Annotated in this window: 14 protein-coding genes; 9 read left to right on the plus strand and 5 right to left on the minus strand. The window is 61.2% G+C overall.

Going from position 1 to position 15,859, the window contains the following annotated elements; genetic code table 11:
- Positions 1 to 61 precede the first annotated feature (61 nt).
- A complete protein-coding gene (locus tag LDO41_RS02645) occupies positions 62 to 1,192 on the plus strand; it encodes an SH3 domain-containing protein (protein WP_223981477.1) in 1,131 nt (376 codons plus the stop codon).
- A gap of 244 nt (positions 1,193 to 1,436) precedes the next feature.
- Here the strand turns inward: LDO41_RS02645 and LDO41_RS02650 are convergent, their stop codons facing one another.
- Positions 1,437 to 2,042: a DUF6036 family nucleotidyltransferase gene (locus LDO41_RS02650; RefSeq protein ID WP_223981480.1), complete on the minus strand. Its 606-nt coding sequence runs from the start codon at positions 2,040 to 2,042 to the stop codon at positions 1,437 to 1,439.
- Between the two features lie 103 nt (positions 2,043 to 2,145).
- Between LDO41_RS02650 and LDO41_RS02655 the strand changes: the two genes are divergently transcribed.
- The 3 genes from LDO41_RS02655 (at position 2,146) to LDO41_RS02665 (ending at position 4,255) form a co-directional block, all read left to right on the plus strand.
- Positions 2,146 to 2,577, plus strand: a complete 432-nt coding sequence (locus LDO41_RS02655; protein ID WP_223981483.1) for a hypothetical protein — start codon at positions 2,146 to 2,148, stop codon at positions 2,575 to 2,577.
- Positions 2,578 to 2,744: 167 nt separating this feature from the next.
- Positions 2,745 to 3,725: an SMODS domain-containing nucleotidyltransferase gene (locus LDO41_RS02660; protein WP_223981486.1), complete on the plus strand. Its 981-nt coding sequence runs from the start codon at positions 2,745 to 2,747 to the stop codon at positions 3,723 to 3,725.
- A complete protein-coding gene (locus LDO41_RS02665; RefSeq protein ID WP_223981489.1) occupies positions 3,725 to 4,255 on the plus strand; it encodes a hypothetical protein in 531 nt (176 codons plus the stop codon). The genes LDO41_RS02660 and LDO41_RS02665 overlap by 1 nt, the downstream gene beginning before the upstream one ends.
- Before the next feature lie 507 nt (positions 4,256 to 4,762).
- Here LDO41_RS02665 and LDO41_RS02670 read toward each other — a convergent pair.
- The 3 genes from LDO41_RS02670 to LDO41_RS02680 all read right to left on the minus strand — a co-directional run bounded on the left by LDO41_RS02670 (position 4,763) and on the right by LDO41_RS02680 (position 9,662).
- A complete protein-coding gene (locus LDO41_RS02670; RefSeq protein WP_223981492.1) occupies positions 4,763 to 6,187 on the minus strand; it encodes a hypothetical protein in 1,425 nt (474 codons plus the stop codon).
- Positions 6,188 to 7,280: 1,093 nt separating this feature from the next.
- Positions 7,281 to 8,693, minus strand: coding sequence for an FAD-binding oxidoreductase (locus LDO41_RS02675; RefSeq protein WP_223981494.1), 1,413 nt, complete (start codon positions 8,691 to 8,693; stop codon positions 7,281 to 7,283).
- Positions 8,694 to 8,816: 123 nt separating this feature from the next.
- Positions 8,817 to 9,662: an IclR family transcriptional regulator gene (locus LDO41_RS02680; RefSeq protein ID WP_223981496.1), complete on the minus strand. Its 846-nt coding sequence runs from the start codon at positions 9,660 to 9,662 to the stop codon at positions 8,817 to 8,819.
- Between the two features lie 209 nt (positions 9,663 to 9,871).
- Here LDO41_RS02680 and LDO41_RS02685 point away from each other — a divergent pair, with 209 nt between their 5' ends.
- From LDO41_RS02685 to LDO41_RS02705, 5 genes are all read left to right on the plus strand, one after another.
- Positions 9,872 to 10,597, plus strand: a complete 726-nt coding sequence (locus tag LDO41_RS02685; RefSeq protein WP_223981498.1) for a (Fe-S)-binding protein — start codon at positions 9,872 to 9,874, stop codon at positions 10,595 to 10,597.
- 22 nt (positions 10,598 to 10,619) lie between these two features.
- The gene (locus LDO41_RS02690) at positions 10,620 to 12,032 is read left to right on the plus strand and encodes a LutB/LldF family L-lactate oxidation iron-sulfur protein (RefSeq protein ID WP_223981500.1); all 1,413 of its coding nucleotides are present in this window, start codon (positions 10,620 to 10,622) and stop codon (positions 12,030 to 12,032) included.
- A complete protein-coding gene (locus tag LDO41_RS02695) occupies positions 12,029 to 12,295 on the plus strand; it encodes a hypothetical protein (protein WP_223981502.1) in 267 nt (88 codons plus the stop codon). The genes LDO41_RS02690 and LDO41_RS02695 overlap by 4 nt, the downstream gene beginning before the upstream one ends.
- Before the next feature lie 163 nt (positions 12,296 to 12,458).
- Entirely contained in the window at positions 12,459 to 13,478 is a 1,020-nt protein-coding gene (locus tag LDO41_RS02700) for a tripartite tricarboxylate transporter substrate binding protein (RefSeq protein ID WP_223981504.1), read from the plus strand.
- Between the two features lie 24 nt (positions 13,479 to 13,502).
- Positions 13,503 to 15,011: a M81 family metallopeptidase gene (locus LDO41_RS02705; RefSeq protein ID WP_223981506.1), complete on the plus strand. Its 1,509-nt coding sequence runs from the start codon at positions 13,503 to 13,505 to the stop codon at positions 15,009 to 15,011.
- On the opposite strand, the gene LDO41_RS02710 is transcribed toward LDO41_RS02705, so the two are convergent.
- The gene (locus LDO41_RS02710) at positions 15,008 to 15,826 is read right to left on the minus strand and encodes an alpha/beta fold hydrolase (protein WP_223981509.1); all 819 of its coding nucleotides are present in this window, start codon (positions 15,824 to 15,826) and stop codon (positions 15,008 to 15,010) included. The two genes, LDO41_RS02705 and LDO41_RS02710, sit on opposite strands and share 4 nt — an antisense overlap.
- Positions 15,827 to 15,859 lie beyond the last annotated feature (33 nt).

Consider the following 15,859-nt stretch of genomic DNA (forward strand, 5'->3'; position numbering starts at 1 on the left):
TCGCAGCATGACTAAGTGAGGCGAAGTTGATCATCACCAGTTTCGGATAGAGCATCCCACGATGAACTCGAAAATCACTGATCTCTCGATCCAGACTTTGCTCGGATCTGACCTGGGCGCCTACCGCGCGGAGACGTCGCTTGCGCATACCGCCACGCTTCAACTTAGGACACAAACAGAGGCATTGCGTCTCGCCATGGGCCCCACGGACGCAATGCGTCGCTTTCTTGGAGAGATGAATCTGGTCTCGCCCGTTAGCGACACGCTGAGCAGCTATCACCAGCTTGCGAACGAGCCTCTCTGGCACGCCCAGGAGGCAGCTCGATCCGTTTCGGCAGCGTTCGCCCAGCAGCTTGAATCAATGAAAGCCGCCATCCGCCCAGCTACGGAGGTGTTGGCGAGTTTCTCGGCCCATCGCGCGACTTTCAATGCATTGCTCGCACCGTCAAACTTCGCTGTAAATCTCCAAGACCTGCTTAGACAACGTACTGGTGACGCAGTTTTCGAGCAGGCACAGAGACTGGGGCGACCCTACGATGAGCTTCTACGGGCGCTCGAACAGTTTAAAGAACCGGCTAGTCTTGCAGCGCTTCACACTTTCTCCGACAGCATTGCCAACGCTACCGAACTAGCTTGCTTTGAACATCTGGGCGTCGACTTGGTCGACGGCGAGGCTGACTCGGGGCTGCGCCAACGTGCAGCTAGCGCGATTCAAGCTATCACGGCAGACGCCGAAGCACAGCCTTCGCTCCAAGCAGCCGTAGATCAGATCATCGCAGCAATTAAGGCGACCAAAGAGCCGGCCGTCCAGAAGGTGCTTTGGCTCGTGCTCCTTCCGCTCTTCTTCATGCTGCTAGGCGCATTCCTTACCCCTTACGCCGATTTCCATATCAAGCAGCTGCTAGAGGCAAAGTCAAAGCAAGGGGCAACGAAGGTCGTGAAAGAGGCTGCCCGCGAGGCGATCGGGGATGTGAGCGTGCTGCGGGACTATCGCTTCATCGGGACGAAACTCTTGATAGTTCGTTCAGCTCCGAGCGCGAGGGCGCCGCAGCTTGGTCAGCTTCGTTTCGGGTATCTAGTTCGGATTCTGCAGCGAAACGGAGATTTCACGCTCATTTCCTGGCGAAACACCGATAGCAATGTCGAAATCCAAGGCTGGGTGTTCTCGCGCTACTTGAGGCGCTTCGACTAGCGGCAGCGGCCAACTGGACATGGGCCTTCGTGTAAAGGGAAAGCGCCGATTGTGGTCGCGTTTTTTCGACATGCCGGAGCGCATGGCGTGCAGATGGTCTAAGCGGCCCGTGCTGTTTCAATGCCGACTTGGCGCATCGCCTCCAGAGTCTTCCCAAGAATTTTTTGCCGATGAATCGCCAAGTATCTATGTTGCTCTGGGTAAAAGGCGCCCAAATTAAACCCCTCTGGCACTCCACAAGCCTTTAGCCCTTTGGTCGAACGATGGACCCGTCGCGAGTGTCAGTTGCTCGCTCTTCGTCACGAGCAATGGCTACAGCGTCGCGTAGGTTTGCGCGAAGCATCTCGATGCCGCCGACGTACCCGCCAAGTGCTTCGGTGGCACGTTCCTCGATCTCCGCGGCAGATGTCAGTCGCTCCGACACCAACGCGCGAATGTCTTCCCGATCGTTTTCAGCCAAGCGTGCGATCTTGCTGACGGCGAGATCGGTCGGGGAGAGGACCCGGACCCGAATTTGCTTGAGACCAAGGTCTACCGGAATAGAGTCTTCCTGGTAGTCCTCGTGCATCAGCGCGAAGGTGGGGTTGTAGTTGGTGTCCAGATAGATCGCCTGGGTAACGCCGTTCTCCAGCTTCACGTCCACGAGCAAGTCCTGCGGCAGCATTACTCGACCAGCAAATTCAGCGTCGACATCGGTTGTCACGCGGCTGGCCGTGTACAGGTGAACAGCCATTCCGCCTGCGAGGTAGACGGTCAACGGCTTTTGCAACGATAGACGTCCTTCGAGTTGCGTCATCAGTTCCCGAAGACCCTCGGCGAGTGCGGTGTGGGTGTAAAAACCGTCGGGCATATCAGACGCGGCGCAGCTGCATGGTCAACATGTCGCGGAGACGCGGCACGCTCAAAACCCACCCATTTCGAACCACATCGCCGCTGGCGACAAGATCGGAGGGGTGCTGGCTGAAGTAGGACTCGCTGGCGGTCAAGAGCCTGTCCGCCTCCGACGGCATCCGCGGCCGAAGGATCATCGACGCGAGCCGAAACACGTTTGCCTCGCGTTGGTCGCTAGCACGCGCGAGCTCACCCTTCGCCGCGGCAGTGCAGCGGCTCAAAAGAGTTTGCTCAACATCTCTAGCCGACATCGCAGTGCTCCGTTCAAAGGCGGTCTGAAGGCCACAATCCGAATCACTTTACCGCTTAACATCGACAATCTCAAACATGTGGGCATGTTCGTTGAAAATGTGGATCATGCAACACATTTTTCCGTAATTTTGTTTGGCGTCGTCGCGAATGACGCCAACATCGAGCGTGCGTCGGCCGCACATAGCCGCTCGGCATCGACAGTCGCGCAGAATCGTCCGCCCGGCGCGACGCCGAGCGAGTAATTCTGGTTGGGATGAGAGGATTCGAACATCCAGTAATCGACGAGATATGAAGGGTTCCCGGGCGGTTGGGCGGCTGGCCCGGCGACTGGGGACCGCCTAAGAGAAATTGGTCGCCTCCGCCTCTTGTACACTGCCTGAATCCCTGTGCTATGCCTTGAGTGCCTGCTATGAGCCAGCTTCCGCCGAGTTTGCTTCAATCCATTATGGCTAACGCGCTTTCTGCCCCGCCACTCCCTTCCAGTGCTGGCGCGATGTGGGTATATGTCATCAAGCGATTTCAGGCATTCTCGACCAACCTTGATTTGACGCCGGCTCAACTCAGCGAAGGTCGAAAAAAATTCGAAGGCGTCGTGTCATGCTTAAATACCGCCTATTTCGGCACCGCCTCCACTACCGACAACGCTTTCTTTATCGGCTCTTGGGCTAAAGACACGCACATACGTCCGCCACGAGACGTGGATTTGTATTTTATCCTTCCTCTCTCGGTTTATCAGCGATACGAAGCTTATGGCGGCTGGATAAACAAGCAATCTGCACTATTGCAAGAGGTAAAGGGTAAGTTGCTCGCCAGTTTCCCGAGAAGTGATATCAAAGGTGATGGGCCTGTTGTTATGGCTGCTTTTGATAGCTATAACGTCGAGATCGTTCCGGCCTTTCGGTATGATGACAAGGAAGTGTCCTACTACGTATGTGATACGAAGAACGGTGGGAGCTATAAGAAAACGATGCCTTGGCATGAAGTGGCAGAAATCAAGGGGGCTGATTCTCGAAACAATTCCAATGTGCGTCCGTTGATCCGAATGCTCAAATGTTGGCAGGCATACTGCTCCGTACCGATCAAATCGTTTTACCTTGAACTTCTCGCAGTTGAATTTCTGGATCAATGGGCGTATCGATTGCAGAGCTATTATTTCTACGACTGGATGTGTCGGGATTTCTTCGCGTGGATGACTGGAAAGGCGAATTCGTTCCTGAATGCACCGGGGACCTTTGAGTTGCTTTGGCTCGGAGATGATTGGAAGTCCAGAGCGGAGAGCGCATATGGCCGCGCCGCAAAGGCATGCGATTTCGAGAGGGTGAATGATATGGCTAGCGCAGGTACAGAGTGGCAGAAGGTTTTCGGTTTGAATATTCCAAAGTATGTCTGATGGATAACCGCATCCAAGAGATCGTTGTCGAGTGTCAGAGGCAGCAGGAGTCGTGCACATACACATCGACCGCCCTTTATTCATGGCTGAAAGAAGTCCGCGTCTATCGCGTTGGTTTTATCACACTTCCAATCGTTTTCGGTTCTGTGGCTAGTGCCAAGATTCTTCTTAAGGGCATGGAGTATGAATGGGTGACAGCCGTAGCGGCGCTGCTGGCGGGCTTGTTCCCAGCCATATTTAAGGCGCTCGATTTGGACGTAAGCATAAAGGCTATGTCCGACTCGGCCCATCGCTTTGAAGTGCTGCGTGATCGTTTTCGCCAGGCCGCCTTTATCGGGGCAACGAAACAAGTCACGGAGCTTGAGGAAGAGTTTAGGGAATTAATGGCTCGGATGGATGAAGCGCGGAACTCAAGCCTCGCAATTCCCGAACGACATTTCAACAAGGCCAAGACGAAAATTGAGGCAGGGCACTACGAATTTGGCGCCAACAAGAATTCGCAGCCTTCCCGGTTGAAGGACCCCCCTTGAGCTAGCTGGCCGCCTCAAGCCGCTTTTGAGGCGGCCAGCGCCTTCTCTACGGGCCAACCCGCTGCGAGACGATTGTAGAGCGCGGAGTAACGCGTACCCTGTCGGGTGGCCCATTTCGTCACCGGCAACCGCTCGCCTAGATGCTCCATAAGCCCGGTCCTTAGCTGATTGCCCTCAATCTGGACCCAAACCCGTACGGCAGTGAAGTCGACGAAGAGCGGTGCTCGTTGGCAGCTGTTCGGCTAAAGCGGTCATTGAGGGTGGTCCAAGACCGGTCATTGCGTTCGGCAACCTCGGACAGCGCGACGACACGCCCCGTCTTCCAGGGTAATGCGGTGGGTGTTGGGCTTGCTGCGGGCTTGCTGTTTTGGTGTGATCCAAGTGCAATTGCTCGTCTAACGGTGTCAATAAAGAGTCAACCCTTATGACGCCAAAGGGGCTTCATGTCTCGTGCTGGTGCCACTCCGGTACACCCTCGTGATACTTGCTGCCGTGTGCTATTAATCCTTAGAAGTCGGCCTTACTGGCCGATGGCCTTGGGTTGCCATCCACATAGATGACCCTCAGCCCCTCGGCCTCTGCTGCAATGACCTTCTGCTTGAAGTTATCGAGCCTTGCATCCGACGCCCCGCCGTTGTCGATTACAAGATAGATGCCACGCTGAGCGCTCTCGGCATCTTTGTAGATGGGCAATTGCTTCTCAAAGCCGTGTACAAGCTGCGGATTGCTTGTCAGCTTGATCTCGACGAGCACTTGTCCCTGGAAACCGCTACTGACCTTGAAGTCCACCGGACCGCGTCCTCCATCGCTTTCCGGGGAAAGGGCGAGGTCGTTCGCCCGGCAGTAGGCGGATGCCACTCCAAAGAACAGAAGTTGCGCGGCCGACTCATGCTTGCGTCGGCCGCCTTTGTCGTAGAGCAGCTTGCAGAGTTGATTGTCTTCGAGAAGTTTCTTGAAGTGACGGCAGATGGCAAGAACTACGGATTCGACCTCATCCAAAGTCGGTTTCGCCGCAAGCTTTAGGGGTAAGGGTTCTTTGCTGACCAATTCCCGCGACGCCCTATACCACGCGACTTCACCAGACCGGTCCTCCAAGAAATCATACGGGTCTCGATGACCTTCCATGTATGCCTTGAGTACGTCGCGTAGCCCTTCGGGATGCTGAATGAGAGTCCGTCGCAGTGCATGCTTAAGATCGGTCGTAGATGCTTTACTCCATGAGTCGCCAACGATCCGGTTCATCTCATCGCGTACCTCGTCATTCTGCTGCGCGATCCAATATATATCGCCGTACTCCTCGGCCTCGGGGAGGTCCCGTAGAACATCTTTGGGCACCAATATCACGGCGTTGCCTGTAACGGGGCTTTTAGGCATGTCCTCCTTAGGCTCGCCTTTTACCACAGGTAGAGCCTCCATTGGTACGCCACAATCGCTGCATACCCGTTGCGTGAAAGCTATGAGGTCCTTAATAATTATTCGAGCGATCATGTCGCTGATGCGGTCTGGGCCGATGTTCTTTTCGAATGCCCCGACAAGCTCGAATAGCGCGGGATCGTTGACACCCGCCGAAACAATCTCGTGCATGGTGCCAAGCAACTGTGCTCTCAGCTTTGGCCCCATTCCGCTCCCACCAGTGCTGTCTTTGGCGTAGCCGATGCAAAGACCGTTCACCTCTGGGAATGTGAGGCTTTTGTCAGCCGTGCGCCAAAAAACGTCGCCGAACTTCTGAACTGCCGCGATTACCCGTAAGACGTCGCCAAAGTGAGTTGATACTCTTTCGTAGCTCTGCGCAAGTTCTGGCGTCGTGGTCTTGCGAAGCAAGCTCGGATCAATGAAGAGTCGAGTGTCTACGCTTAATACGGGATCAAAGGCGCCCGTGGCGTCGAAATTTTCGATAGATATTCCGAAATAGTCTGCGAAACTCAGAACCACGAAGCCCTCCCGCGTTGCCAATTAAATGATGAGCAATCCGACCATAGCATCGCGGCCTCGATTTGGGTATCGGTCAGGGTGGGGGGGTGGGGAGGGATTATCGAATGGCGCCCGCTCCCGGGGCGTCACAGATTTTCCCGAGATTTTTCAGGGACGCGAAGCATCGAGCCGCTTCGCCGTCGCGACAGGGGGGGAAGCCTACCCGGTCGAGGGCGTCTTTGAATGTCCGCAGCGACATTTTTCCGGTGTAGCTGAACACCTTGATCAACGTCGCGGTCAAAGAAGAGCTGATCGAGGTCGAGCCGTGTTTCCTAGCTGTAGTGGATCGGAACTCCCGTGATCCCGCGTCGCTCAGGAATCGCACAAAAGCGGCTCCGTGCGCTTTGCTGAGGGAGGTTAGGTGGATGGTGCCTACGGCTTCCTCAAACATCTCTCGCCGCGCTCCGCTCGCTCAATCGCGTTGGGCTTTGCGTTCGTGCGCTGTCGCCAGAGCGGTTCGACGTCCCGACGCGTCTTCGAGGCACTGCCGCGCGTAGGCAGACTGACGCGTACGGCATCGCGCTCGTCGTGAACTGGTTGCGTGAGCGGTTCAGGGGTCTCTACGGCTTCGCCTTAACCTCGGCTTGCTCTAGCCCGCCACGCCTTAATGGCGGCCCGCTGCATAAATGCATGAGCGCCATTCGAGCGGGTGGAGTGCCGAGATCCCCTACGATGCCCAGTTCTCGCAGCTTCTCCTGGGCGAAACTCTCTGCCTAGGTCAAATCGCCTAGCGCGGTATTGGAGCCGAGTTCGTCAGCCACGAGCAATGCCATGGCGTAAAGCGGGTTCTCATCCTCGTCTACAACGACGTGGGCGCCTCCGGCGTCGGGAATATCTTGGCGACCGCCTTTGGTGATGGTGGCTAAGTCGTCGGCTTCCAGCAGGCGGCGCTCTATCTCGCGGGCTAGATAGTCATCCAGTCGGGGCGAGAAGGGGATCGTCTTCGGTGCGGCCTCGCGGCGCAGTGTCTCGAATTTCTCTTGAAACTCAGCAATGATCCGGTGGGCTTTCGTGGCCGGCTATAACTCGGCAGGAGCGTTGGCCCAGCGCCGGATCAAAGCAACTTGCCGGGATTCATAATGCCCGCCGGATCGAAGACGCGCTTGATTTCGCGCATCAGGCGCAGTTCGAGGGGATCTTTCGTATGCAGGAACGTATCGCGCTTGAGTTGTCCGATGCCGTGCTCAGCGCTGATGCTGCCGCCATAGCGCACCACTTCGTCGAGCACCTCGTCGGTGAACGCTTCGCCTTGCGTCGCGGCCCAGTCGCGTTCGGCGCCGGCGGGGCGGGACAGGTTGTAGTGCAGGTTGCCGTCACCGAAATGGCCGAAGATAAACGGTCGGATCTCGGCGCTGCGCGCGCGCAGGCGCGCTTCCATCGACACCATGAACGCCGGGATCTGCTCGATCGGCAGCGAGATATCGTGCTTGAGGTGCGGACCGTCGGCGCGCTGCGCTTCGGAGATTTCTTCGCGCAGCTTCCACAGTGCGTGCAGTTGCGCGAGCGAGGCGGATACCACCGCGTCGAGGCACAGTTCGCGTTCCAGCGCGTCGCCGATCACCTGCTCGAGCAGCGCGTTGAGCGCGGCCTCGTCGGTACTGTCGGCCAACTCCATCAACACATACGACGGATAACGCTGCGCGAACGGTTCCTGTACGCCCGCCGCATGCGCGAGCACGAGGTCCACGCACGCGCTGGTAAAGAATTCGTACGCCTGCACGCGCGCGCCGCAACGCTCGAACAGCAGCTCGAACAATTCGAGCGCCTGCCGTGGCGACTCCACCGCGGCCAGCACCACGCTGCGCGTATCGGCGCGCGGGAACAGCCGCAGCGAGGCGGCCGTGATCACGCCAAGCGTGCCTTCCGCGCCGATCAGCAATTGCTTGAGGTCGTAGCCCGTATTGTCCTTGCGCAACGTGCGCAGGCCGTTGAAGACTTCGCCATTGGGCAGCACCGCCTCCACGCCAAGCACGAGCTCGCGCGTCATGCCATAGCGCACCACGTTCACACCGCCGGCATTGGTCGACAGGTTGCCGCCGATCTGGCACGAGTCCTCGGCCGCCAGCGACAGCGGCAGCAGCCGGTTGGCTTCAGCGGCGGTACGGCGCAGATTGCCGAGAATGCAGCCCGCTTCCGCGACCATCGTGTTGGCGATGGTGTCGAGCGAACGCACCGCGTTCATGCGATCCAGGCTCAGCACCACGTTGACCGGCTGGCTGTCGGGCGTGGCACCGCCGCAGAGTCCCGTATTGCCACCGCGCGGCACCACGGGCACGCCGGCCTGCTGGCACAGCGCGAGCGCGCGCGACACCTCATCGACGGTGCGCGGCCGCACCACGGCCTGCGCGTGCCCGCGATAGATGCCACGCCAGTCGGCCAGCCATGGCGCGATGTCGTCGGGGGCGGTAAGAACGGTATCGGGGCCGAGCGCTTCCGTCAGCCGGGCGGGAAAATCGGTACTGGACATGGGCAGGAGCGTGTTGCGGAAAGGAAGAGGGGCGCTCCTTTCGTACAGAGCGCCCCTCGCATTGTGGCAGACGCTGGCCCGCCGTGTGACTTGGCGGGTCGGGTCGAAGGGTTAAGCTAAGGGTTAAGCCGATGGGTTCAGCGAAGCGTGCGTGGCGTGATGCGCGAGCGCGCCGCCGTGGCCCGCGATGCCGCCTTCGGTCGCGTAGCCCATACCGCGCGAAATCTGCAGCGCGGTGTCCTTGAGGTTCTGCAGCCAGCTGTCCTGCAGCCGATCGGACGGTGCCGACAGCGACAGACCGGCAACCAGGCGCCGCGAGTCGTCATAGATGCCTGCGGCAATACAACGCACACCGAGTTCGAGTTCCTCGTTGTCGCGCGCATACCCATTGGTGCGCACCCAGTTCAGTTCGCGCTCGAGCTTGGTCAGATCGGTGATCGAGGTGCGCGTATGGCCCGCCAGGCCCGTGCGCGTGGCGTAGCTGCGCACGCGTACCGCTTCGTCCGCGGCGAGGAACAGCTTGCCGACCGAGGTCAGGTGCAGCGGCGCGCGGCCGCCGATCGCGCGCACCACCTGCATGCCGGAGCGTTCGCTGTACGCGCGTTCGATATAAACGATCTCGTCGCCCTGGCGCACCGACAGGTTCACGGTCTGGCCCGTGACGCGGTGCAGCGCGCGCATCGGCGCGAGGGCCGCATCGCGCACGGAAAGACGCGCCTTGACGAGGTTGCCGAGCTCGAGCAACCGCATGCCCAGGCGGTAGCTGCCGGGGTCGGAACGGTCGACAAAACGGCACGCCACCATGTCGTTGAGAATCCGGTGCGCGGTCGAAGGATGCAGGCCGGTAGCCAGCGACAACTCCTTCAGGCTGACCGGATCGGCATGCTGGGCGAGGGCGTCGAGCAGCGTCATCATGCGTTCGATGACCTGGATGGAGGTCTTGCCCGGCGACTTCTCTGCTTCTGCCATGAGTGAAATGTTGCCCTGCGGCAATTTTTAAGCGGTTGCCTGATTCTATCTCGCATTGTGAAAATTTCAATAGGTGAAATGTACAGGGACGAGGTAAAGGCCTTCTATACAGATGAGCGGGATTGGGCCCGTACCTGAATAACTTCATCCGCGCGATGCCGCCCGCGCGGCATAATTGCGGGGTTTCGGGTCTGGAAAAAAGGAAAACGATGCGAGTCGGGCTGTTCGCTACCTGCCTGGTGGACCTCATGCGTCCGGAGATTGGGTTCTCGGTACTCAAGCTGCTGGAAAACGCCGGCTACGACGTGATGGTGCCGGAGGCGCAGACATGCTGCGGCCAGCCGGCCTACAACTCCGGGGAGCGCGCGGTGTCGCGCGACCTGGCCGAGAAATTCCTGCGCGAGTTCGAGATGTTCGACTACGTGGTGGTCCCGTCGGGCTCGTGCGGCGGCATGATCCGCCATCACTATCACGACCTTCTGCGCGACGACCCCGAACTCCACGGCCGCTACGAGGGCCTGCGCGAGCGCGTGTTCGAGCTGACAGACTTTCTGGTCAACGTCGCCAAGGTGCAGACGCTCGATTCAGGTTTTGCCGGGCATGTGACCTACCACGACTCGTGCTCGGGCCTCCGCGAACTGGGCGTCAAGCAGCAGCCGCGCGAGTTGCTCGGCAAGCTGCCCGGCGTAACGCTGACCGAGATGAGCAACTGCGAGGCGTGCTGCGGGTTTGGCGGCACGTTCTCGGTCAAGTACGGCAATATCTCGACGGCCATCGTCGACGAGAAGTGCGCCAATATCAAGGCAAGCGGCGCCGATGCGGTCGTGCTGGGCGACCTCGGCTGCATGCTCAATATCGAAGGGCGTCTGCGCCGTTCCGGCGACGACCGCACGCGCGTGCTCCATATCGCGCAGGTGCTGGCCGGCGACGCATAACAACACGAGACGAGCCCCCACGATGCAAGTCCACAGCATGGAATTCAAGGCGCGCGCCGGCCAGAAACTGGCCGACCAGCGCCTGCAGCAGAGCCTCAGGAAGCTCTCGACCAAGTTCGTCGCCGGGCGCGCGGAGGCGATTCAGGCGATCGACTTCGAAGCCACGCGCGCCGCGCTCAAGGAGCGCCGCAATCGCGCGCTGGAAAACCTCGACGTATGGCTCACGACGTTCGAGGAAGCCGCGACGAAGCGCGGCGCCACGGTGCTCTACGCGGAAACCACCGCGGATGCCGCCAAGCTCGTGGCCGATATCGCGCTCAAGCATGGCGTGAAGAAGGTCATCAAGTCGAAGTCGATGGTGACCGAGGAGATGCGCCTCAACCAGGTGCTCGGCGAGATGGGTGTGCAGAGCATCGAGACCGATCTCGGCGAGTACATCCTGCAGATCAACGATTCGGAGCCGCCGTCACACATCATCGCGCCGGTGATCCACAAGGACAAGGACGAGATTGCCGATCTCTTTGCCAGGGTCCACAACAAGCCGCGCCTGACCGATGTGTCCGAGATGACGCGCGAAGCGCGTGGCGTGTTGCGACCCGAGTTCCTGTCGGCCGACATGGGCGTGACCGGCGGCAATTTCGTGATTGCGGAGACCGGTTCGGTGGCCGTGGTCACCAACGAGGGCAACGAAGGCATGTGCACGATCATGCCGCGCGTGCACGTGGCGGTGACCGGCATCGAGAAGGTGCTGCCGACACTCGAGGATTTGTCCACGGTCATGCGTCTGCTGCCGCGTTCGGCCACGGGGCAGGCGATCTCGAACTATTTTTCGCTGCTGACCGGTCCGCGCGCGGAGGGTGAGCAGGATGGCCCCGAGCATATGTACTTCGTGCTGGTCGATGGCGGCCGCAGTGGCCTGATCGGCGGCGAATTCCAGGAGATGCTGCGCTGCATTCGCTGCGGCGCGTGCATGAATCACTGCCCGGTGTATCAGAAGATCGGCGGCCATGCGTATGGCTGGGTCTATCCGGGGCCGATGGGCAGCGTGCTGACGCCTAGCTATGTGGGGCTCGCCAATGCAATTGACCTGCCGCAGGCGGCCACGCTGTGCGGCGAATGCAATCGGGTCTGTCCGGCCTCGATTCCGCTCTCCGACCTGTTGCGCAAGCTGCGCGAGAAGCAGATGGAGCGCGGCCTGCGGCCATGGCAGGAGCGCTTTGCGCTGCAGGCGTGGGGCTATGTCGCGAAGCGACCCGCGCTCTATGCGTTCGCCACGCGCATTGGCGCGCGGTTCCTGTCGCGGCTCGGTGGTCGCAGCCGCCTGATCGGCAGTCTGCCGATGGCGGGCAAGGGCTGGACCGAAACGCGCGATATGCCCGCGCCCAGCGGCCGTACGTTCCGCGAGCTGTACAAGGAGAGGAGGGCGCGCGCATGAGCGGCAATGCCACATCCCTTGCTTCCATGCGCGATGCGCTGGACCGCCATCTGCGCGGCGAGTTGTCGGTAACAGCTCTAGTCGGCGCCTGGCGCGAAGCCGCGCCGGCACTGACGCTGCCGCCGATGTTCGGGCAGGCCATGGAAGAACTGCTGCGCCGGCTCGAGATGTCGGCCGCATTCGCGCAGGACAGTTGCTCGTTCTCGAGCACCGCGATCACCGATCAGCTGAGCCGCTGGCTCGACAAGGCCGCGACGGCCTGATGGGTTGATGGTGTGAGCATCGACATCGTTGCCCGGCAGGCAACGATGTCCTCCCCAACTTGCTGTTGCTCGAACGCATGCGCGCCACAACAATCCGTTACACACGACGCCCACCCCATACACCCGATATATCGCAGGGCGCGGAAGAACGGAGAGGAAGAGGATGCGCAATACCCCCAGTGCTTCTATCGCTTGTATCGCCCGTGGTCTGTTCGCCGCGGCCGGCCTGATCGGTCTGACCGCGCTGACGAGCGCGCACGCGACCGAGGCCTTCCCCAACAAGCCCGTATCGATGCTCGTGGCGTTTCCGCCCGGCGGCCCCGCCGATGTGGTGGCGCGCGCGATGCAACCGGCCATGGCGAAAGTGCTCGGCCAGCCCGTGGTCATCGAGAACCTGCCCGGCGCGGGTGGCGCGCTGGCGATGCAACGGCTGCTGAGCCGTCCCGCCGATGGCTACACGCTGATCATGGGCTCGCCGAACGAGGCCATTCTCACGCCGCTCGCGCTGGCCAGCGCGAAGTACAAATCCGAAGAGCTCGCATTGGTCGCACCGGTGTCGAACCACCCACTGGTGGTGATGACGCGTAACGACCTGCCGTACACCTCGCTGGAGCAGATCATCGCGGCGGGCAAGACGCCCGGCGCGCAGAGCCTGACGTTCGGCAATCCGGGCTACGGCACCATGTACCACATCGTGGCCGAGTACATGGCCAAGGCCACCGGCGCCAAGGTGCTGCAGGTGCCGTACAAGGGCGCCACGCCGATGCTCGCGGACCTCACCGGCCACCAGATCGATATGACGATCCTGCCCAATATCGGCGCCTCCACGCAGTTGCTCGAGTCGCGCAAGATCAAGGCGGTGGCGGTGCTCGACAGCCAGCGCATGCGCAATCTGCCCGACGTGCCGGCGATCGGCGAGACGCAGGTGGCGAAGAAGTCCGAGTTCGTCTACTCGATCTGGATCGGTGTGATGGCGCGCGCCGGTATGCCCCCCGAACGCGCGCGCGTGTTGCTCGAGGCGTCGCAGCAGGCATTGCGTTCGCCCGAGCTGATCAAGGCGCTCGAGTTGTCCGGCGTGCGGCCGCTGCCGCCGCAAACGCTCGAGACCTCGGCGAAGTTCTACGCCGACGAGACCGACAAGTTCCGCAAGATGGCACGCTCGGTCGAGCTCGTGCCGCAGTAACGCGTACGACATCAAGGAGACCGCATGAACATCCTCGTCGCAGGCTTCCAGCACGAAACCAACACGTTCGCGCCCACCATGGCGAGCTACGAGAGCTTTGTCCGTGGCGAGGATTTTCCGGCGATGGTGCGGGGCGACGCGGTTTATGACCTGCTGAACGTCAATGTGCCGATCAGCGGATTCATCCATCATGTACGCGCCCATGGCCATACGGTCACGCCCGTGATCTGGGCTGGCGCGGGGGCCTCGGCCCATGTGACCACCGACGCGTACGAGCGCATCGCGGGCGAGATCGTCGAAGCGGTGAAGGTGGGACACGCAGCCGCAAGCTACGACGCCATCTACCTCGACCTGCACGGCGCGATGGTCGCGCAGCACGTCGATGATGGCGAGGGCGAGCTGCTCGCGCGCATTCGTGCCGTGGTCGGGCCCGAGATGCGTATCGTGGTCTCGCTCGATCTGCACGCGAACGTTACCGAGCAGATGCTGACGCTGGCCGATGCCACGGTTGCGTATCGCACGTATCCGCACGTCGATATGGCCGACACTGGCCGGCGCGCGGCCGAGTTGCTGCTGGAGATCGAGCGTCTTGGCACGCGTCCCTATCGCGTGGCGCGCCGCGTGCCGTTCCTGATCCCGGTCAACAGCATGTCCACGATGATGCAGCCGACGCAGGGCGTGTATGGGTTGTTGGAAGTCCTCGAACAAGCGGCGGCACCCTCCGCGGGGTTGTCGCTGTCGTTCGCGCCGGGCTTTCCCGCCGCCGATTTTCCCGAATGCGGCCCGGTGGTTTGGGGGCATGGTTTCGATCGCGGCAGCGTCGAGCGCGCGGTGGAGGCGCTGCTTGCGCGCATCTGCGAGCCGGAAGCGCAATGGGCCGTGTCATTCGAGGCGCCCGATGTGGCGGTGCGCCATGCCATGACGGTGGCGCAAACCGCGACGCGCCCCGTGATCCTGGCCGATACGCAGGACAATCCCGGCGTGGGTGGCGACGGCAACACGATGGGCATGCTGCGCGCGTTGCTTGCGGCCGGCGCGGAGGACGCGGCGATTGGCATCGTGTGCGATCCCGCGGCGGCGGCGGCCGCGCATCACGCCGGCGTTGGCGCGAAGATCGAGATCGCGCTCGGCGGCTGCCCGCAGGTCGCGGACGACGCGCCGCTGCGCGCGACGTTCGAAGTGGAAGCGTTATCCGACGGCAAGTTCGTCTACGGCGGACCGATGATGCACGGCAAGGCCGCCGATATGGGGCCGATGGCGCGACTGCGCATCGATGGCGTGCTGGTGGCGGTGAGTTCGGCCAAGGCGCAACTGCTCGACCGCAATATGTATCGCGTGGTCGGCATCGAGCCCGATCGCATGAAGATTCTCGTCAACAAAAGCTCGGTGCACTTCCGCGCGGACTTCGCGCCGATCGCCGAGGAGATCCTCGTGGTGCGCGCGCCGGGTCCGTTTATCGCCGATCCGGCCGAGCTGCCGTGGCAGCATCTGCAGCCCGGCATGCGTCTTAGCCCAAACGGACCGACGTTCTAGACCTTCTGCGTAACGACCTCGCGCAGGAAACGCGCGAGCACCGGATCGAACAGTGCCGGTGCCTCGCGAAACGGCGCATGTCCCGTGTCGGGCAGGCGCAGGCAACGGTCTTCCCATAGATTGGCGTAGGCCACGCTGTCCACGTAGTCGAGGTTGACGAAGCGATCGTTGGCGCCGTTGACCACCGCGAGCGGCACCGGCAGCGATGCCACCAGCGCGCGCTGATCCACGCCGGCACCCGCGCGCGCGGCTTCGAACATGGTCTTGCGCGCGAGGCCATCGGCCCGCGCGATGGCCGCACGCAGCTCGGGACTGAAGCTGTCGCCGAAAATCGCGTGGCCGAAGGTCTCGATGTCCTCTCCCGAGAACTCCTGCTGGCTGCCGAGCCGCATATGCGGCGCTGGGATAAAGCCCGCCGACATGTCGCGGCCCACCGGTGGTGTGCCGCAGATCATGATGCCGCGCACACCGCGGAAGTGCGCGGCAACCTCGAGCGCGATATGGCCGCCGAGCGACCAGCCCACGAGCACCACGTCGTCGACGCCCAGTTTCGCCAGCAACTCGATGGTCGCATCGGCAAAGCCGGGCCGCGTGTACGTGCGCACGGGATCGATGGCGTTAGAGGATTGGCCGTGACCGGGCAGGTCGAACGCGAGAAAGCGGTAGGGCTCGGCCACTTCGCCCTGCATCTGGTGGCGAAACACGGCGCGGCACGAGGAGTTACCGTGAATCAGCACCACCGGCTGCGAGCCGTGGCCGGATTCTTCCAGCGCGATATGTCCGTGGGAGGTTTGGAGCAGATATTGGCGTGACATGGTTGGTACTCGCCTAAGGTAACAAATGAGGCA

Origin of the sequence: Cupriavidus pampae, from assembly GCF_914271485.1 — a bacterium.
Classification (GTDB): domain Bacteria; phylum Pseudomonadota; class Gammaproteobacteria; order Burkholderiales; family Burkholderiaceae; genus Cupriavidus; species Cupriavidus pampae.